We start from the raw sequence: 19,683 nt of genomic DNA on the forward strand, positions 1-19,683 counted from the left end.
ATAAAGAAAATCCCTTGGATGATTTATCATCCAAGGGATTTTCTTTACTTATTATGTTATTTATCATCCTCATATTTTTTTATTGTATTAACGTAATTAGGACACTTAGAGGTACAACTACCACAATTACATCCTTTAGATTTTTTCTTTAAATTTTTAAATAGAATAAAGATCGCTAATATAGCAATAATTATAGTTATAAGTATTTCCATAGTATTATCACCTCTTTAAAATATCAGTGAAGCTATATGATATATTCCAAATGAAAAAATCCATGCCACAATAAATTGATATACAACTGAGAATACAGCAAGTTTTCCGCTGAATTCTTTTTTAAAGGTAGCTACAACAGAAACACATGGTGTGTATAACAAAGTAAATACTAAGAAAGAAAGACCACTAGCTATTGTAAATGTCGTAGCTATGCTATTAGCTAAATCACCTGTATAAAGTACCCCTAGAGTTCCTATAACTACTTCTTTAGCCATAAGTCCAGTTAAAAGTGCCACAGAGTTTTCCCATGTACCAAAGCCTAATGGAACAAAAATCGGGGATATGAAGTTACCTATAGATGCAAGGAAACTTTCGTTAATTTCAGACATTCCACTCATATTAAAGTTTGATAAGAACCATACTAGAACAGATATAGAGAATATCAAAGTTCCAGCCTTTTTTAAAAATCCTTTACCTTTTTCCCAAGTATGAAGTATTAAACTTTTAAACTCAGGAAGTTTGTATTCAGGTAATTCTATTATAAAGGGTTCTTCGTCTTTTTTAAATAAAGTATTTTTAAATATAAACGCCATTATAAAGGCTACTATAAGTCCTAAGAAATATAATCCGAAAATGACTAATGATTCATAACCTGCAAAGAGTGCACCAGCAAATAGGGCATATACAGGTAATCTGGCATTACAAGACATAAAAGGAATAATCAGAGCTGTTAACTTTCTATCTTTTTCACTTTCTAAAGTTCTTGCAGACATTATTCCAGGTACTGAACATCCAAAGCCCATTATTAAAGGTATAAAAGCCTTTCCTGAAAGTCCTAATTTTCTCATTAACTTGTCCATAATAAATGCTGTTCTAGCCATATAACCGCTATCTTCAAGGAAGCTAATCCCTACAAATAGAGTTAATATAATTGGAAGAAACACAATTACTGAACCAACACCACCAATGATACCATCAATTATTAATGATTTAAACCAAGGGTATGTATTAGCTAGAGGTATTTCTATTAAAGATACAAAGTCTTCATTGACTAGTTTATCAGCTAATTCTTGCAGTGGCCCACCAACCCAATCAAAGGTAAATTTAAATATAATAAACATAATTCCTAAAAATATAGGGTAAGCCAAAAACTTATTAAGCACAATAGAATCTAATTTTTCAGTAATAGTATTAATGTTTGTTTTTTTTCCTTCTACACATCTGTTAAGAATGTTTTCTATATATCCATAGGTTTCTTTTTCGTTCATTTTATTAAACTCATGTTTAGAATTAATAGTTTTATCTATAGAGTTAAAGGAAGAGTTATTAATAAGAAAGTCTTTAACCTCTTTTACACCTTCACCTTTTGAAGCAGATATAGCCATAATATTAACACCTAATTCTTTAGATAAATCGGAATAATTAATGTGAATTCCATTACTTTCTGCTACATCTATCATATTTACCACTAATAAAATAGGCTTATTAAATTCGGTTAATTGAGAGGTTAAGTAAAGGTTTCTCTCAAGATTAGAACCGTCTATTATATTTACAATTAAATCTACTTCATCAGTATACAAAAAGTTTTTAGACACTTTTTCTTCATTAGAAAAGGTATCCATTGCATATATACCTGGTAGGTCAACAATTTTTATTTCCTTTGACAAATATCCTTCTTTTTTATCTACAGTTACACCTGCCCAGTTACCTACATATTGGTTAGAACCTGTTAGTGCATTAAATAAAGTTGTTTTTCCTACATTAGGATTACCAATAAGGGCAATGGTTTTCATATTACACTGCCTCCTTAATAAAAATTAATTCAGCATCTTTTTTTCTGATTGCAAGGTCTGTCCCTCTTAAGTTTATAATAATTGGATCCCCTAAAGGAGCGGTTTTCTTAACTAAAACCTCTGTTCCTTCAACAAACCCTAAAGCTAATAATCTTTTAGCTAATCTATCATCACATGCAAGTTCTTTAATTAAACCTTTATCACCAGGTTTTAAATTAAAAACATTCATGAATATCACTCCTTTATGAAAATAATTATCAATATCTATGGTAATATTATATTCTAAATGATAACCAATGTCAACTTAAAATATGTATTAATAAAATGCATAAAACGGATGTATAATATAGATAAAAGGGATTTATTTATGGTATAATATAATTATATATTTTTATAGTACATATAATTATATATAGGTTTATTTGAAGTACAATACCTATTAAAGAAATGAGTGGTAAGGTGATAGTTAAAGAAAGTACTATAGACATTGAAAAAGATAAATTTAAACAAAGTCTAAATATTAGCGGAGATAATGAACTTTATAAAAAATCAGTTTTCTTTGACTTAGAACATTATGTTTATAAGAAACCTATATGCATAGGGGTCTTTGGAGCAGGATATTATGACGAAGAAAATAATAAGTTGGTAATTACTCAGTATATGATTGAAAATAAGCATGAACTTGAGAAAATTCTTGCCTTGGCTAAAGAGTATTTTGAAAATATGAGAAATACATTAAAAAAAGAATATGTTGTTACTTTTTCAGGTAATAATGATTATCTAGTAATTGATTATCTGTTTAAAAAATATAAGTTAAATTATACTGTAGAAGAATATTTTAAAAGTATAGATTTGCAAAAAAAATATGAACAAGTTAAACAGAAGTCAATAGGACTTAAAGCACTAGAGAGTGAATGTGACATTGTTAGGGAAAGTGAAGTCATAAGTGGCTCAACATTAGCTAAAACCTTTGGTAAGATAATGAAAGATGATATGTATTTTTCAAGAATGCCTATGGAAAAGAAAGAGAAAATTCTTTTGTATAATATGCAGGATGTAGTTAGTTTATTTCATATATATACTCAATGGAATAAGTATATTAGACCAGAGTAATTAAAAACTATCTCATAGAAGAATATAAATTTGTATTTTTCTATGAGATAATTTTATATATATTGTATTTGGTATTCACAAATTTAGAATGTGGGAAATAATAGTTAAATTGTATAGAATGAATTAATATATTAAACATGATACCACATAAATTCATAATAACATACAAAATACATATAATTCTAAAAATTTAGGGGGTATTATGGAAATATTAATAAAAGGAAAAGGCGCTACTATAGGGAATGATAAGTGTGATTTAGTACTTAAAAATAGTAAATTTATTAATGTATTTACTGAAGAAATAGAAGAGGGAGATATAGGAATTATTGATGACACAATTATAGGAATAGGTTCTTATGAAGGGCTTAAGGAAATTGATTGTAGTTCTAAAGTTATATGTCCAGGGTTTATGGATGGACACATTCATGTGGAATCTTCCATGACAACTCCAGAATCTTATGGAAATGTAGCTTTAGCCAATGGGGTTACTACAGTAGTAGCTGATCCGCACGAAATTGCCAATGTACTTGGAATTGATGGAATATCTTTCATGCTAGATAGTGCACAAAGAAGCCCTTTGGATATATATTTTATGATGCCTTCCTGTGTACCAGCAGTATACTTCGAAGAGAACGGTGCTATTTTAAGTGCAGAAGATTTATCTAAGTTTATTGATAAACCAGAAGTAATAGGGCTTGGTGAGGTAATGGATATACCTTCTGTAATAGAGCAAGCACCGTCCATGATGAATAAGTTGAATGTATTTAGAGATAAAATTATAGATGGGCATGCACCTCAAATTTCTTATAAACATCTTAATCAATACATTTTATCAGGTGTAAGAACTGACCACGAATGTTCTTCAAAAGAAGAAGCTTTAGAAAAAGTAAAATTAGGTATGTATATTCTTATAAGGGAAGGTTCTGCTGCTAAAAATTTAAAGGATTTGATTTCTGCAGTTAATAATAAGAATTTTCGAAGGTTTTTATTTTGTACTGATGATAGACATCTAGAGGATTTGGTGGAAGAGGGATCTATAAATAATGCTATTAAACTCAGTATACAAAGTGGTATTGATCCTATAAAAGCATATATAATGGGGAGTTATAATGGGTACACATGTTATGGCATAAAAGATAAAGGAGCTATAGCACCAGGATATAAGGCTGATCTGGTTATTTTAAATGATTTAAATGAGGTAGATATTTATAAAGTAATTAAGTCAGGTCGAGAAATAGATGACTATAATAAATTATCTTACATTGTTAAAAGTGAAAACACTATGAAAATAGAAAAGCTGAAAGAGGAGGACTTTAGAATACTATCTAATGGAAACAAAGTAAATGTAATTGGTGTAACTCCAGGATCTCTTGAAACTAAGTTGTTAGTGAAATCTAGTAAAACTATAGATGGATATTTAGATATGAGTGAATATGAAGATGTTTTAAAAATAGGAGTTTTCGAAAGACATAAAAATACAAATCATTATTCCTTAGGATATTTATCGGGATTAGGTATTAAAAACTGTGCTATAGCTCAAAGTATAGCACATGATTCTCATAATATTATAGTTATAGGAGATAATGATAAGGATATGTGTAAGGCGGTAAATAAGCTAATTGACATAGGTGGAGGAATTACTATAGTCAGTGAAGGTGTACTAATTGATAGTCTACCCTTAGAAATAGGAGGATTGATGACTAATTCACCTATAGATTATGTATATAATAAGTTGAAAAATTTAAATAGATTAGTAAAGAACTATGGATTAAAACCTGATATGGATGCGTTTATAACCTTATCTTTTATGAGTCTACCTGTTATTCCAAAGGTGAAGCTTACAAGTAAAGGATTATTTTCCTATGATTTATTTAAATTTATTGAACTTTCTTTTAATTAATTACAACACAATATTACAAGTTATATAATATTAATAATACTTTTTATATAATTAAAAAATGAACAACATTAATTAAGGAGATTGTAATCTTGAAGAACTTAAACTCTATATATAAATTTAAGAAATATATCGGTATGAGAAATATAAAAACTGCTCTAGCCGCAGTAATAAGTGTAATTGTAGCTGAATTGTTTCATCTTCAATCACCATTTTTTGTGGTTACAGGTGCCTTGATTTCTATGGAAACCACAGTGAAGAAGGGAATTAATGCTGGAATTGCAAGGGTGCTTGGTACTATAATGGGAGGAATAATAGGCATTATAACTGTTCTAATAGATCCAGGTAACATATTTCTGCTCTTTTTAGGAATGGTGCTTTTGATTACATTACTTAATATATTAAAATGGCAAGACTCTATATCTATGGCTTGTGTTGTATTTTGTGTAATTATGATTACTATGACTAGTGAAAATATAGTTCTATACGCTTTTCAAAGAACCGTTGATACTATTGTTGGAATTGTAATATCGATAATAATTAATTACATTATATCTCCACCCTCAGATTCTAAATTTGCTAAGGGTAAATCGGAGCATGAGGATGATGAAGATATAGAAAATTTTATTATGAAAGTTCCTGAAAAAATAGATATAAAAGAGTAAAAATAGTAAAAACTACTGATTAATTTATCAATTAATCAGTAGTTTTTATTTTCGAAAATTTTATTAATTAAATGTTATAGATTAAATACATACCTATAAATGAAGTAATAATGAGTAAAACTTCCAAGTAGAACAAAAATATGAAATATTTCATGAGCACCAAAAGTTCTGTGTTTACCTTTTCTTTCTAAGCAATATATAATTCCACCGATGGTGTATAATACTCCGCCTATCACTAGTATTGAAAGACCTCTACTAGATACAACTTTTGAAAGTGGATTAAAAATGAATATAGCCATCCATCCCATAGCAATATAAATAGAGGAAGATAACCAGGAAGGACAATTAATCCAATACAATTTAAAAAGAATTCCAATTATAGCTACAGTCCATATTATAGCAAGCATATAGTACCTAATTGGTGTCTCTAATAGAACTAAGCATATAGGTGTATAAGTTCCAGCAATTAATACAAATATCATAGCATGATCAATCTTTCTAAGGATATTAATCATGGAATCTTTAGCTACGGTAAGGTGATATACACTGCTAGCTGTATACAGTAGAATTAAACTTATTCCAAATATAACAGTTGATATTAAAGTGTATATGTTGTAATTGTTACTATGAAGTTGAGCAAATAATAAGAAACATAAACCAAGTAAAGAAATTATAGCTCCCACCATATGGGAAAATCCACTAAAGGGCTCTCTAAATTTTGAATTAGTCATAATATACCTCCTAAGATTTATTGTAACATATAGTTATCAATACTATGTATTATTATATGTATATTATATCACATTGATTATATAAATATATATAATAATTATTAAAAATGTGTTAATTATAATTATTAATTAAGTTTAAGTTTCTATAAAATAATTTTAATATGTATATTTATATCTAATATTATTTACTACTATTAATAATAATATTATAATAAAAGAAAATATACATAAGAGGTGATTATGTGAACTTTAATATAGAAAATTTAGAAGAGCTTTTAATTAATATGAACTTAGATGATAGGATTAATATTAATAAAATACCAGATATTGATTTATATATGGATCAAGTAATTCAATTATTTGAAAATAACTTAGAGCATATAAAAAGAAACCCTACGGACAAGATTTTAACCAAAACTATGATAAATAACTACTCTAAAGACAAATTGCTTTTTCAAAATAAAAATAAAAAATATTCTAAAGATCATATTCTTTTAATGATTTTAATTTATGATTTAAAGCAAACTTTGTCTATAGCTGATATAAAAAAATTATTTACCCCTATGGTAAAAATATTATCAGAAGAAAAATCAAATTTTGATTTAAGTAATATATATAATGAATATCTTTCATTAAAGAAAAATCAAATTGATAAAGAAAAAGAATTCTTAACTTCAATTGTCAATGATACAACTAATTTATGTGAAAAAGAAGCTACTAAAAATTATGAGGATTATAAAAAAATATTATTGATTATATTAACACTTTTAAATTCAGCGTCCTTAAATAAAAGAATTGCAGAAAAGATGATAGATACTTATTTTAATGAATAAATTTAAAATCAATGAATAAATAAAATGACTGCCTTAATAGACAGTCATTTTATTTTTAGGTGTAAATTTATAATTAATGCTTATATTATAAATTATATGAAATATTTAATTAAATATATTGTTTGAAAAGTATTGACAAAAAAAAGAAATGAGCATAATATAAACGTATGAACAAGTGTTCACATGAAAGGGGTATGTAATATATGTATAAAGAAGAGGTTTGTATGCAAGTTTGCATACATGATGAAATTACTGAGAAATTAAAAGATAAAACTTTAAATGATACTACAGTAGAGGAACTGTCAAATTTATTTAAGTCCATGGCAGATCCTACTAGGGTTAAAATATTAAATATTTTGTTAAATACAGAAGCTTGTGTTTGCGACATAGCAGCTTTAACTAATATGACACAATCTGCAATATCTCATCAATTAAGAGTACTAAAGCTAGCTAGGATTGTAAAATCAAGAAAAGATGGAAAAGTTGTATATTATTCTTTAGATGATGATCATGTTAAAGATATTTTCTATAAAGGACTTAGCCACGTTAATGAATAAACTAGTTATAGGGGGAGTAAAATAATGGGACAAACAAAAAGGCTTTATGAAATTCAAGGATTGCATTGCGCAAATTGTGCTTTGAAAATCGAACGTGAACTAAATCAATTATCTTACGTACAAAGTGCTGTAGTCAACTCTGTGACATCAAAAGCTATTTTAGAGGTTGATGAGAACACTAATAGAGAAATAATATTTGATGATGTGGAAAGCATATCTACTAGAATTGAACATGGAGTTAGAGTTAAAGAAATTGAAAAAAATATTATAAATAAAAAAAATGTTAAGGTTCAGGGAAATATAAAAAGTATTAATTCTAATTCAAATGATAATAAAGTTAAGGAAGAAAAGGTTACCTACAAGGATTCTCATAGTGATGATCATGTTCATAATCATAGCCATGATCATGGAGAAGGGTTTAAAAAGAAACAAATAATAAAATTTATTATAGGAATTTCTTTGGCAGTTGCTGGAGTATTAACTAAGAATAGGATAAGTTTATGTTTATTTATAGCTTCTTATCTAGTAATTGGTGGAGATATTCTGCTTATTGCCGGCAAAAATATAATAAAAGGTCAAGTTTTTGATGAGAACTTCTTAATGAGTATAGCTACAATTGGTGCATTTTTAATTGGTGAATATCCAGAAGCTATTGGAGTAATGCTATTTTATCAAGTAGGAGAGTTTTTTCAAGAATTGGCAGTTAATAAATCTAGAAATTCTATATCAGAGTTAATGGATATTCGTCCAGACCATGCAAATTTAAAATTAAGTAACGGGGATATATCTTCTGTCTCTCCAGAAGAGGTAGGTATTGGTGATATAATAGTTGTTAAGCCAGGTGAAAAAATTCCTTTAGATGGAGTTGTAGTAAGGGGAGATTCTCAAATAGATACTTCTGCTTTAACAGGAGAATCTGTTCCAAGAGTAGTTAAGGAAAGAGCTGAAGTTTTAGCTGGATCAATAAATAAAACTTCTCTTATTGAAGTTAAAATAACTAAGGAATTTAGTGAATCTACAGTATCAAAGATTCTTGAATTAGTAGAAAATGCTTCAAATAAAAAAGCACCAACAGAAAAGTTTATAACAAAGTTTGCTAGATACTATACTCCTATTGTGGTTATATTAGCTATTCTACTAGCTTTCTTACCACCGTTAGCTATGGGTGAAGATTTATATACCTGGTTATATAGAGGACTATCATTTTTAGTTGTATCTTGTCCTTGTGCCCTTGTGATATCAATACCTTTAAGCTTCTTTGGTGGGATTGGAGGAGCATCTAGAAGTGGGGTGCTTGTCAAAGGAGGAAACTATCTTGAAGCATTGAGCAAAGCAGAAGTGGTAATTTTTGATAAAACAGGTACATTAACAGAAGGAAGCTTTGAAGTTACAAAAATTACTCCTTATGGATTCATTACTGAGGACATGTTAATGGAATATGCGGCATATGCTGAAATATATTCTAATCATCCTATTGCAAAATCTATTGTAGAATCCTATAAAAAAATTAGTACGAAGGCTATTATTGATAAAAGTAGAATAAAGAGTTATGAAGAGATTCCAGGTAAAGGTGTAAAAATATACTTTGGTGATAGATATATATATGCAGGAAATTATAAACTGATGGAAGAACTTGAAATTAGGTATGTAAAATCAAATGAAGTGGGTACTATTATATATGTTGCAGTAAATAATAATTTTGTAGGAAGTTTAGTGATTTCTGATAGAATAAAAAATACTTCACCTATGGCTATTGCAAAGTTAAAAGAACTAGGGATTAAGAAAACTGTTATGCTTACTGGAGATAATAAAACAATTGCTGAATATGTTGCAAAGGTTATTTCTATTGATGAGGTTAGGGCCGAATTAATGCCACATGAAAAAGTAAGTGAAGTAGAAAAAATATATAATGGCCTTTCTAAGAAGGGAAGATTAATATTTGTTGGAGATGGAATAAATGATGCTCCCGTATTAGCTAGAGCAGATATAGGGATAGCAATGGGGGGAATAGGCTCAGATGCAGCTATAGAAGCTTCTGATGTTGTTATTATGACTGACGATCCTGAAAAAATATCTACATCTATAAAAATAGCTAGGAAGACACAAAAAATTGTAGTTCAAAATATTGCATTTTCCTTATTGATAAAAGCTATAGTCTTAGTATTAACAGCTCTAGGGATTACCAATATGTGGATGGCGGTATTTGCAGATGTAGGAGTTACAATAATAGCTGTATTAAATGCTATGAGAGCTATGAAGATGGAAGAATAAATAAAAGTTTAACTTAAAAATACTAAAATACAGAATTAAAATATATTAAAACCCTTTAATGTTTTTAGCATTAAAGGGTTTTTAAACTTAAGTGATAATTATTAACTTATTTTTGACATAGTTTTAAATTCGCTAAACTCATCACTATTATCTACCTCAAATAATTTCTTATAACAATATGATATTATATCTCCTCTTTTTATAATTCCAATGAATATATTTGAGTCATCAACTACTGGAACGAAATTTTGTGATTTAGCAACAAGTATTAAACTTTCAATATCAGAATTAATTGATACGGGTTTATCTTTAAAATGTCTTGGTATATCCTTTATTAAAACATTTTCTGTATCCTTTAAGCTTAATTCGGAAGAATTTTTTAATTTCCAAAGAAGATCACCTTCTGTTAAAGTACCTACATATTTTCCTTTATCATCCACTAAAGGTATAGAAGTATATCTATGATATTCCATTCTCTCCATTGCTCTTCGCATAGTAGAACTAACCTTTTCAAAAATTACTTCGCTTTTAGGAGTTAGAAAAAAGGCAATGTTCATATTTTATCATCCTCCAATAAATCAATATTCAATAAGTATACTAAAAAGCTATACTTTAATTATAACATAGTTTTTAGACTAAAAGAGAGTAAAGTTTTTAATAATTTAAGAACATGTAATGCTATAAATTGATTCTATAATTAATTAAACACAAAAACATATGAGCAATAAACTCTTTAGGAAATGTAATTGCTAAAGTGTTTCTAAAGGCTATTGTGGATTTAGATGTATCTAGAAGATTGCAATTTTTAAAAATTAAATAATCTTTTAGTGAAAGTTCCTTACAATTTATATTTTTTTTATATACATTTACTTTTTGTAAAATTTTATTTAAAAGTTCATCATATCTATATACAATATTTCTTTCAATTTCTAAAATTTCTGCAGTGATTTCCATAGCCATGATAATATTAACACGGCTTTTTGTTATTATGCCTGAAAAGTTATCAATTTTTTTTATAGTTCTTAATAGTTTTAAATGATTGTATAGGGAATTATTAAAATTTAAGGAATCAGTTATAAGTTTAAACTCAATGGCATTAATATTTACTAATAATCCCTTAGGGAACTCATCTTTGAAAAAATAATAGTTTTGTCCTGTTAATTGCTTAAAGGTTTTTAATGTATCTAAATATCCTATACTTATATTTCTTTTAATTCTTTCACTATCAAAACTAATAATTGGACCAAGATTTTCACTACATTTTATTTCTATTATAGGTATATCATTTATATTATTAATTTTTTGACTGAATCCAGGTCCATCTATATCCACTTGGATTATAGCAGAACAAGGGCTATTTAAAAGCATGCTGGTTGGAATATTATTATACATACCTCCATCAACAAAACTGACACCATCAATAACCATATGCTTTAGGCCAGGCAGAGAGCAACTTGCCATTATATAGTCAATAATTTTTCCGTAAGGAATATCAGTCTTAAATATTTCTATAGGTTTTAGGGGATACATAGTAAGGGTAACAATACCAAAATCTATAGGTGAATTCCTTATTATATCTTCATTTAAATAGCGTTGTAGTAATCTTTTTAAAGGTGTATGATCTAACCCTCTATTAGATATAATATTTTTCATGAATTTAGGAAGATTTTTAAATGATAGATTTTCATCTATAGAAAAATTATCATCAATATTGAAGCAAGTTGAAAAATCTATTGATAGCCATAACTCTTCTAAGTCATTATAATTATTGCTACATATAAAAGCGCTATTAATAGCTCCAATAGAAGTTCCAACTACCGAAGATATATCTATATTTAATTCTATTAAAGCTTTCCACACTCCAACTTCATAAGCACCCCTAGAACCACCACCACCTAATACTAATCCATAACTATTCAAGCGTTATAACACCCCTTCGGTAAGTAAAATTAACTTAAATATAATTCTACTTAATATTATATTATACTAAATGAGTTAAATTTGATAATTATTATAATGATTATATTATATATACTAATAATTACTATTTATACGTTGAACTTTTATGTAAAAAACTATATAATTAGTATATACTAACAATAGAATTATAGTATAGTAAACTATTTTAAATGATATAATTTAAAAATGTCGGAAGATTTCAATAATAACCAAGATGAGAAGGAGATTAGTTATGGAAATAAGTTTAAATTTAATAGAAGAAGCAGTTAAATCCAATAGTATTGAGGAAGTAAGAAAAGCATTAATTGAATACATAAGAGTTGAACCAGAAAATTCAGAAAAAATTATAAATGCATTAAATTATGCTAAAGAAAACATTAAGGGATTATTTGAAATTCATGATGGAGCAAAACTAGAAGAGGATAATAAGTGGACTAAAGAATATTTTTTGAAAACTCTTCAAGATTTATCGAATAACTTTTCAGAAGAAAGATTTAATCATTTGTGCTTAGTAGGAGCTTTTATATATCCAAATGAAGATATTATAGAACAGGATACAGTTATAATTAACAATGTGAAACCTATTTCAGATGCTGAAATTAAATTTGAAAAAGTAAAGTCTGCTCTTGCATTAGGAACTGGACTTTTAATAGGATACATCATTGGTAAAAAGATTAATAAAAAAAGATAATATATATTAAAATGCCCTATTAGTATTTTATTGAATTAATACTAATAGGGCATTTTAATGTTTTTAGGAATTATAATGTATTGAAATTATTTTACAATTTTTATTGAAAACTACCACTATATAATTCATATCTTTCAATATGATTAATATGTTTTTGATAATCTTTATTCATTAAATTTATAGTAGTATAGCTTTCACGATTAATAAAATTAGGATCTGATATTAATTTACAACCTAAATTTAATACATTATTTGCAGCTTCACAAGTTTTTTTTAAAAGCTCTTTGTCAATAACTGTAGCATCAATATTAATATATGAATTTATATCAACACAATTATCAATTTCTATAGGATTACCACCTAAATCAGTTATTATATTACATATTCTATATGCATGTTTTTGGTAGTCATTTCGAACTTTAGATATTTGAGAAATAACATCTTCATTTTTAGAGTGCTTTATATAATCTTCAAAAAGGTTTATATCAATATATATGCCCTGTAATAATTCATTTAAACTATTAACTATATATTTTTTATCCAAGAAAATCAACTCCTTGCAATAATATTCATTATATTATTGCCTAAGTGGTATTGACATTATTCATATTAGAAAATATTATAAAAGGATAAAAAGGCCATTTAATATATGATCTTTTCAAAGCATACTAGGATTTGATAACTGGTTTGTCTAGTTTTTCTGGGTCTTCTAGTTTTTCCATTGAGAATCCTGTGTATCCATAAACTATTGATATTATAGGATTTATATAGTTCAAGAAGCAGAATGGTGCATATAAGAAACAAGAAACACCAAGAGTAGTAGACATAAATGCTCCACAGGTGTTCCATGGAATAAATGGTGATGTTAATGTTCCAGAATCTTCTAGAGCTCTAGATAAATTCTTAGGTGCTAAGCCACGTTTAGCATACTCATCTTTATACATTCTACCTGGAATAACTATAGATAAATATTGATCTCCAGCAAGTATATTAACAACAATGCAAGAAATTATAGTAATTAGTACAAGAGAACCTGTATTAACGGCAAGTCTAAGTAATTTTTCAGCAAGTACATTTAAGAATCCAGCTTTCTCCATTATACCACCAAAGGTCATCGCACATATAATTAAAGAAACGGTATACATCATACCTTGAAGGCCACCTCGAGTTAATAGTTCATCTACAATTTCAACTCCAGTTTCACTTACATATCCATCATTTAAAATGTTAACTATATCACCATAATTAGAACCTTGTACTAAAATAGCTAAAAGAACTCCCGTAGCAACACCTATTAGTAGTCCTGGAATTGCAGGCATTTTTTTTATAACAAGTATTATTACTATTATTGGAGGTAGCAATAGAATTGGGTTAATTACACCGGAGGCTTTTAGTCCATCAAATATTATATTCAACTTTGATACATCCAATTCTTGGCCTGCATATTTCATCCCAAGTATAGCGAATAGTATAAGAGATATTATTAAACTTGGCGTTGTAGTATAAAACATATGCTTAATGTGATCAAATAAAGTAGAACCAGCCATAGCAGGAGCTAAGTTAGTTGTATCAGAAAGCGGTGACATTTTATCTCCAAAATATGCACCAGATATTATAGCACCAGCTATCATTGGAGTAGGGATTCCTAAACCAATACCTACGCCTATAAGTGCAATACCTACAGTACCAGCAGTTGTCCACGAACTTCCAGTAGCTAATGAAACTATAGCGCAGATTATACATGTAGCAACTAAGAATATACCAGGAGATAAAATTTTAAGTCCGTAATAAATCATTGTTGGTACAGTACCACTTAATATCCAAGCACCAATTAAAACTCCAATTATCATAAGTATTATAATTGCTTGCATTGACATTTGAATAGTATCGATAAATCCTTTTTCGAGATCTTCCCATTTAAATCCAATACATAAAGCTGTAATAGTTGCAGCTGCAGCTGCAATTATTAAAGGAATATGTGGACTTGATTCATAGAATATAATTGCAATAGATAGAGAAATAATGAGAACTAAAATAGGTATAAGAGCTTGCCAAACTTTTGGCTTTCTAGGGGGGGAAGCTATCTTACTAGATTTTTGTTTTTTTTCTTTCATTAACAACACACTCCTATATTAAATTCCAATTTAAGTAATTAAATAAATTATATATCAGTATAATTATAATTGCAATACTATTCAGAAAATTTATGAATTAAAAAGCTGTATTTAATATTATGCATTTTTATGAAAAATAATTGATATAAACAGCTATTATAATTAGTTTATGAAACTTGATAAATTATTATATTCATTTTATTGTAATAAAAAAAGAGTACAAAAAAACTTTGTACCCCAAGTTATTATAAATGTTATAATTATACACTTATATATTAAATGATTTATAGGCTGTAAGAAATTTATTTATATCATCTTCGCTATGAGAAATTGATAGGAACATTGCTTCAAATTGTGACGGTGGTAAATTAATTCCTTTGTCTAACATATGCATAAAATATTTTCTAAATATGTTTGTATTACAACTTTTAGCATCTTCGTAATTATTAATTTCATTTAAGTCTGTAAAAAATACAGTCATCATACCACAAACTCTATTAATTACTACATTTATATTTTTTTCTTTTGAAATTTCTTTAATACCATTTTCTAATCTTGTTCCTATGGTTTCTATATGGGTATATATATCTTGTTTTTCATGTAATTCTTTAACTGTTGCTATTCCAGCAGCCATAACAAGAGGATTACCTGACATGGTTCCTGCCTGATACACAGGGCCTAATGGAGCAAGTAGTTCCATGATTTCACGTCTTCCGCCATAAGCCCCACAAGGTAAGCCACCTCCAATAATTTTACCATAGGTAATAAGATCAGGTTTAACATTTGGGAATAGCTCTCTTGCGCCTTTATATGCAATTCTGAAACCACACATTACTTCATCAAATATTAATAAAGTACCATTATCTTTACAAAGTTTATCTAAGTTCTCCATGAACTCCATAGAAGGTTTAACAACTCCCATGTTTCCAGCAATAGGTTCAATAATAACACAGGCTATATCATTACTATAAGCAGTAAATATTTCTTTTAAATTATCTATATCGTTATAATTAGCAACAATTGTATGCTCTATGTGTTCTTTAGGTATACCAGCGCTGCCAGGTATTCCACAAGTCATAACACCAGAACCTGCACTTACTAAAAATCCATCATAATGGCCGTGATAACAACCAGCAAATTTAACAATTTTATTTCTCTTAGTATAGCCTCTGGCTAATTTAATTGCACTCATAGTAGCTTCAGTGCCAGAGTTAACCATTCTAATCATATCAATTGAGGCAGTTTCACATAAAAGTTTTGCTAAGTCTAATTCTAATTTTGTTGGTGCACCAAAGGCTATAGCAGTTTCTGAAGTATTTTTTATAGCATCAACAACTCTGGAGTTACAATGCCCTAAAATCATAGGTCCCCAAGCTCCAACAAAATCTATGTATTCTTTATTTTCTTCGTCATATATTTTAGAACCCATACCAGATTTTATAATAGGAGGGGTGATACCCATATCCTTAAGTGCTCTTACTGGACTATTAACTCCTCCGGGAATATACTTTTTGCTTTCTTCAAATATAGTTTTATTGTTCATTAAGCTCTTCCTCCTAATTAAATTTATTTAGAAAAATACGTTCAATTAACTCATAGGCGTCCTTATTATTTCCTTTTAAAGTTTCTTCTTTTAAAACTTCAATGGCACGATTTATATATGTGTTAGCACTACTTTTTAAAAGGGTAGCTACAAGCTTGTCATTATCTTTAGTGTACTTTTTATTTTTAAAAGTTTTAAGATTATTTTCCACAAGTAATTTACCTTCTTCTTTTACATCTTTAATTATACCACTTAAGGACATTAACTTTAAAAAATTATTATATTCACCATAGTATTTCTTTATTATATATTTATTTGAATTCATAATATTTCTTCGCTGAATCTTATTTTCTTTATCTACATTTTGAAGATTATCTAAATTAAATAAACATATATTTTTTAATTCACTACAAGAATCTTCAACATTAATTGGTAAGGAAAGATCAAAAATTAAAATTGGTTGTGAAGGGAGATCTTTCTTTAGTACAATTGGAGTAGGGGAAGAAGTACAGCATATTAAAGCATCTATATATTTATAAGTATCTACCATATTATCAATGGGTATAATTTCAATCTTTTTATTTTCCATTAATTTTATATTTTTTATTATAGTACTATGATTAATAACCTTATCTGTATTTCTTACTACAATATATATTTTATCTAAGATATCTTGTTTTCCTATAAGATAATTTAAAGTTAATTGAGCCATTTTACCAAAACCTAATATTAATATATTTTTACAACCTTGGTCTATAGCTTTTTTAGCAGCAATAGATGAATAGGACACAGGTGTCTTATATAGTTTACTTTCGGTTTTAAACTCTTTACCACAACTAATAGCCATTGTAAATAGCTTATCAAAAGAAGCTTTTATAACTTTTAACTCTTTACTTTTTAAGTAGGCATCCTTTACTTGACCTAAGATTTGATCTTCACCTAAAATTTTTGAATGAAACCCACAACTAACTTCCAGTAAGTGAGTTATAGCCTTGCTATCATTAGAGTAAAATATATATTTAATAAACTCTTCATCCCAATTAAGTGTATTGAATACTTCTTGTATTATGATATTTTGAGATAGGGAAGATTTTAAGTATATTTCTGTTCTATTACAGGTATTAATTATAACAACTTCTTCGCATAGAGTTTCTTTCATTTTTAGTAATATTCCATCTATATTATCTTGGGATATTGCTAGTTTAGCTCTTAAAATTAAGTCAAGTTCTTTCTTTATTCCAATTAAATGAATCATCTTTACCCCCAAATCTATGAAACTACTAAATTTTATTTAATCAAATTTAAAACCCACTACAAGTGGGCACATTATAACTCATATATTGTAACATGAAAATTATACTATATGAAAATTTTTTTGACAATGATAAAATAGGATAATAAAATTGTATTGTATAGATTACTAATTTCTAACAAATAAAAGGTGAGGTAATACTATGAAAAAGTTTATTCTAAATGTCCTTATTTCTATTACAGGTTTTGTTTTAATTATTCTTATTTCTACTTTAATAGTAACAAGCATTAAACCTATTTATACTTACAGTATTAATAAATTTAATATGGAAGAGAGAACAAGCTTATCTATTGCGGAGATGAAAAAAAATTATTCTTATGTAATAGACTATTTGTTATATAATAACAACGACAAATTTGAACTACCATCTTTAGAATCATCAGAGGCTGGTGCTTTTCATTTTAAAGAAGTAAAGGAATTATTTAAACTAGCTAAGATTACTATATTAAGTTTAATAATTACGTTAGCAATATTGTCTGTACTGTATACTAGCAGTTATAAGAGCTATATTTATATAAAATATATTTCCATTATATCAATTATTACTCCAGTTATATTCTCAATAGTTGTAAGTATTAACTTTAATTTTTTCTTTACAATATTCCATAAAATTTTTTTTAATAATGATAAATGGATTTTTGATCCCAACACAGATCCTATTATAAACATATTACCTGAAGAGTTTTTTGCATTATGTACTGGTACTATTGGAATTCTTTGCATAGTCATTGGAATAGTACTATATGTGGTGTATTACAATTATAATAAAAAGAATTTAAAAAGATATTAGAAAAAATCTAATATCTTTTTGAAATTAAAGATAATTTACATTGACTTTTTTACCTAATGCAGTTAGTAATCTGGCTATGTCTTTAACAATTTTAATTTTTAAATTAAATTCATCTGGAAAAGATGGATTTTGATGAGCTGGATTAACTGCTTGCCCTATATATATATCTATGGATGTACCTTCATTAATTAACATATTAGTAATTCTAGAGGCTCCATCAGAGCCATTTATAGCACAGGGTATAGCATTCTTTTTAATGGAATTTAGATAATTTTTTAATAATTCTTTTACTTTATTTAAAGTTAGTATACCTTCTGTAACCAAGTCTATCCCTTTCATAAATCCCATAGGCGGGACTTCCGAAGTATAATGCTTTAAGTCTATCTCTATCGGGGTGTGTAATGTATTAGATATTATATTAGCAGTAGTGCCACCACATACAATTTTTTTACCTGTAGCATTTTTCACAAGATTTATAAGAATATCATCGTCATCCTTATTTTTAGGTGGCCCTGTAAAGAGAGAGATGTTTTGTTCCTTTCTTATCTTAATAGTTACTACTGTTGTATCATCCCCAGGTTTATTATCATATAAGTCTTTACAAACCTCTAATAGTTGTCTACATATGTTTTGAGCAATCACCTCTTTATGGAGTACATTAGTTAGATATCTATTTATATGAGGCCATTCCCAACCTAAATTTAAGAGTCCACCTACACCAGCATGTACAACTCCGTCACTTATAATAACTAGAGCATCAGATTCATTCATATAAAATCTACTTTCAAAAATAACTTTACCATTCACTATACGTCGATTCTTCTTGATGTCACAACTACGATTATTTCTAAAAAGAAAAACAGGTGGATTATCGTACTCTACCATATATACCTCGCCACTGTTTTTAATTTTCACAATTGTAAAAGTGGAGTAGGCTAACTTTCTAACTTGACATTCAGGCAATGTATTAATTATAGTATCTATAGTCTCATCTATAGTAGCCCCTTCTTTTAACATAGTAACTGCAATCTTAGATGTTAAAGTTCCTAGTATATTAGCTTTAACACCACTGCCAAGACCATCTGACATCACTACGATAATTCCATCTTCTGTATTAGCAATTTCAACGTTGTCACCACAAAGTTCTTCACCGTGTTTATTCATACTCATATTAGCTACATCTAAGTAATATTTTCTCATA

General features: G+C 27.8%; 19 protein-coding genes. 8 read left to right on the forward strand and 11 right to left on the reverse strand.

Features of this window, described 5'->3' with window-relative positions:
- Positions 1-56: 56 nt before the first annotated feature.
- The 3 genes from B2S02_RS01025 to B2S02_RS01035 are packed head-to-tail and all read right to left on the reverse strand — an operon-like array spanning position 57 to position 2,235.
- A complete protein-coding gene (locus tag B2S02_RS01025; protein ID WP_346848104.1) occupies positions 57-212 on the reverse strand; it encodes a FeoB-associated Cys-rich membrane protein in 156 nt (51 codons plus the stop codon).
- 15 nt (positions 213-227) lie between these two features.
- A complete protein-coding gene (gene feoB, locus B2S02_RS01030; RefSeq protein WP_346848105.1) occupies positions 228-2,006 on the reverse strand; it encodes a ferrous iron transport protein B in 1,779 nt (592 codons plus the stop codon).
- 1 nt (position 2,007) lies between these two features.
- Positions 2,008-2,235: a FeoA family protein gene (locus tag B2S02_RS01035; RefSeq protein WP_035133006.1), complete on the reverse strand. Its 228-nt coding sequence runs from the start codon at positions 2,233-2,235 to the stop codon at positions 2,008-2,010.
- Positions 2,236-2,453: 218 nt separating this feature from the next.
- On the opposite strand from B2S02_RS01035, the gene B2S02_RS01040 reads away from it, so the two are divergent.
- The 3 genes from B2S02_RS01040 (at position 2,454) to B2S02_RS01050 (ending at position 5,681) form a co-directional block, all read left to right on the forward strand.
- The gene (locus tag B2S02_RS01040) at positions 2,454-3,119 is read left to right on the forward strand and encodes a ribonuclease H-like domain-containing protein (protein WP_150845565.1); all 666 of its coding nucleotides are present in this window, start codon (positions 2,454-2,456) and stop codon (positions 3,117-3,119) included.
- Between the two features lie 202 nt (positions 3,120-3,321).
- Positions 3,322-5,019, forward strand: a complete 1,698-nt coding sequence (ade, locus tag B2S02_RS01045) for an adenine deaminase (protein WP_346920146.1) — start codon at positions 3,322-3,324, stop codon at positions 5,017-5,019.
- 89 nt (positions 5,020-5,108) lie between these two features.
- Positions 5,109-5,681 (forward strand): FUSC family protein, encoded by a 573-nt coding sequence (locus B2S02_RS01050; RefSeq protein WP_346848107.1) that lies wholly within the window; start codon positions 5,109-5,111, stop codon positions 5,679-5,681.
- 74 nt (positions 5,682-5,755) lie between these two features.
- Here the strand turns inward: B2S02_RS01050 and trhA are convergent, their stop codons facing one another.
- On the reverse strand, positions 5,756-6,412 hold the full coding sequence (gene trhA, locus B2S02_RS01055) for a PAQR family membrane homeostasis protein TrhA (RefSeq protein ID WP_346848108.1): 657 nt from the start codon (positions 6,410-6,412) through the stop codon (positions 5,756-5,758).
- Positions 6,413-6,654: 242 nt separating this feature from the next.
- Here trhA and B2S02_RS01060 point away from each other — a divergent pair, with 242 nt between their 5' ends.
- The 3 genes from B2S02_RS01060 (at position 6,655) to B2S02_RS01070 (ending at position 10,073) form a co-directional block, all read left to right on the forward strand.
- Positions 6,655-7,245 carry a DUF1836 domain-containing protein gene (locus B2S02_RS01060; protein WP_346876186.1) on the forward strand — a complete coding sequence of 197 codons (591 nt, stop codon included), beginning with the start codon at positions 6,655-6,657 and terminating at the stop codon, positions 7,243-7,245.
- A gap of 203 nt (positions 7,246-7,448) precedes the next feature.
- On the forward strand, positions 7,449-7,802 hold the full coding sequence (locus tag B2S02_RS01065; protein WP_035135755.1) for an ArsR/SmtB family transcription factor: 354 nt from the start codon (positions 7,449-7,451) through the stop codon (positions 7,800-7,802).
- 24 nt (positions 7,803-7,826) lie between these two features.
- The gene (locus B2S02_RS01070) at positions 7,827-10,073 is read left to right on the forward strand and encodes a heavy metal translocating P-type ATPase (protein WP_346892055.1); all 2,247 of its coding nucleotides are present in this window, start codon (positions 7,827-7,829) and stop codon (positions 10,071-10,073) included.
- A 101-nt stretch (positions 10,074-10,174) separates the two neighbouring features.
- Here B2S02_RS01070 and B2S02_RS01075 read toward each other — a convergent pair whose 3' ends face one another.
- Complete coding sequence (locus B2S02_RS01075; protein ID WP_035135753.1) at positions 10,175-10,630, reverse strand: CBS domain-containing protein; 456 nt, start codon at positions 10,628-10,630, stop codon at positions 10,175-10,177.
- Positions 10,631-10,751: 121 nt separating this feature from the next.
- Positions 10,752-11,993, reverse strand: a complete 1,242-nt coding sequence (locus B2S02_RS01080) for a patatin-like phospholipase family protein (protein WP_346848110.1) — start codon at positions 11,991-11,993, stop codon at positions 10,752-10,754.
- A gap of 271 nt (positions 11,994-12,264) precedes the next feature.
- Between B2S02_RS01080 and B2S02_RS01085 the strand changes: the two genes are divergently transcribed.
- Positions 12,265-12,723, forward strand: a complete 459-nt coding sequence (locus tag B2S02_RS01085; RefSeq protein WP_035132239.1) for a hypothetical protein — start codon at positions 12,265-12,267, stop codon at positions 12,721-12,723.
- 100 nt (positions 12,724-12,823) lie between these two features.
- Here the strand turns inward: B2S02_RS01085 and B2S02_RS01090 are convergent, their stop codons facing one another.
- The 4 genes from B2S02_RS01090 to hemA form a co-directional block, all read right to left on the reverse strand.
- The gene (locus B2S02_RS01090; RefSeq protein WP_346848111.1) at positions 12,824-13,267 is read right to left on the reverse strand and encodes a ferritin-like domain-containing protein; all 444 of its coding nucleotides are present in this window, start codon (positions 13,265-13,267) and stop codon (positions 12,824-12,826) included.
- A 124-nt stretch (positions 13,268-13,391) separates the two neighbouring features.
- Positions 13,392-14,837: a Na+/H+ antiporter NhaC gene (gene nhaC / locus B2S02_RS01095; RefSeq protein ID WP_346848112.1), complete on the reverse strand. Its 1,446-nt coding sequence runs from the start codon at positions 14,835-14,837 to the stop codon at positions 13,392-13,394.
- 268 nt (positions 14,838-15,105) lie between these two features.
- Positions 15,106-16,380: a glutamate-1-semialdehyde 2,1-aminomutase gene (gene hemL / locus B2S02_RS01100; protein WP_346848113.1), complete on the reverse strand. Its 1,275-nt coding sequence runs from the start codon at positions 16,378-16,380 to the stop codon at positions 15,106-15,108.
- A 13-nt stretch (positions 16,381-16,393) separates the two neighbouring features.
- Positions 16,394-17,635, reverse strand: coding sequence for a glutamyl-tRNA reductase (gene hemA, locus B2S02_RS01105; RefSeq protein ID WP_346848114.1), 1,242 nt, complete (start codon positions 17,633-17,635; stop codon positions 16,394-16,396).
- Positions 17,636-17,834: 199 nt separating this feature from the next.
- On the opposite strand from hemA, the gene B2S02_RS01110 reads away from it, so the two are divergent.
- Positions 17,835-18,482 (forward strand): TIGR01906 family membrane protein, encoded by a 648-nt coding sequence (locus tag B2S02_RS01110; RefSeq protein ID WP_346848115.1) that lies wholly within the window; start codon positions 17,835-17,837, stop codon positions 18,480-18,482.
- A 24-nt stretch (positions 18,483-18,506) separates the two neighbouring features.
- On the opposite strand, the gene B2S02_RS01115 is transcribed toward B2S02_RS01110, so the two are convergent.
- A complete protein-coding gene (locus tag B2S02_RS01115) occupies positions 18,507-19,682 on the reverse strand; it encodes a SpoIIE family protein phosphatase (RefSeq protein ID WP_346848116.1) in 1,176 nt (391 codons plus the stop codon).
- Position 19,683: the final 1 nt, after the last annotated feature.

The sequence above is a fragment of the Clostridium sp. UBA7339 genome (assembly GCF_002470865.1).
GTDB classification, from domain to species: domain Bacteria; phylum Bacillota; class Clostridia; order Clostridiales; family Clostridiaceae; genus Clostridium_J; species Clostridium_J sulfidigenes.